Source organism: Thauera sp. 28, from assembly GCF_000310145.2.
GTDB lineage: Bacteria > Pseudomonadota > Gammaproteobacteria > Burkholderiales > Rhodocyclaceae > Thauera > Thauera mechernichensis.
Map to the genome: position 1 here is coordinate 1 of NZ_AMXA01000093.1, position 670 is coordinate 670.

The window sequence follows — 670 nt, forward strand, 5'->3', positions numbered from 1 at the left end:
GCCAAACTCGGGCCGATCACCCACGTGCGCTTGAACATCTTCCCCGACGGCGGCGTCTCGCGACTGCGCCTGTGGGGCAAGGTCGAGGCCAAATAAGAAGACCGGCGCTGCGCGGGCGCAGCCCTGCGCCCGGGCGCCCGACCGCCGTGTCGCCCCCTTCCTCACCCGAGAGCACACCATGACCGCGCACCCCGCCCTCCCCCTCGCCGTCGAGCCCCTCACCCACGAGGCCTTCGCACCCTTCGGCCAGCTCATCGAGGCCCGCGACGCCGCACCGCACTTCACCATCAACGCCGGCAACACCGAGCGCTACCACGACCTCGCTCGCATCGAGCCCGGGCCCGAGGGCCGCGTCATCGTCTCCATCTTCCGCGGACAGCCCCGCGCCCTGCCCTTCACCGTGAACATGATGGAGCGCCACCCGCTCGCCTCACAGGCCTTCATCCCCATGTCGGGCAAGCCCTATCTGGTCGTCGTCGCCCCCGCGGGCGCACCGCCCACCGCACAAGACCTGACAGTCTTCCTCGCCCGCGGCGACCAGGGCGTCAACTACGCCCCCGGCGTCTGGCACCACCCCCTGCTCGCACTCGACGAAATCTGCGACTTCATCGTCATCGACCGCAGCGGGCCAGGGCACAACTGCGACGAGATCCAGCTCGAGACCCCGGGC

General features: G+C 70.4%; 2 protein-coding genes. Both read left to right on the forward strand.

What is annotated here, in order from left to right; genetic code table 11:
• A partial coding sequence (locus tag C662_RS20140; RefSeq protein WP_002934718.1) for an allantoicase occupies nucleotides 1-96 on the forward strand: 96 nt, incomplete at its 5' end.
• Nucleotides 97-178: 82 nt separating this feature from the next.
• Nucleotides 179-670: ureidoglycolate lyase (locus tag C662_RS19580; RefSeq protein ID WP_002934720.1), on the forward strand; the 492-nt coding region annotated here is incomplete at its 3' end.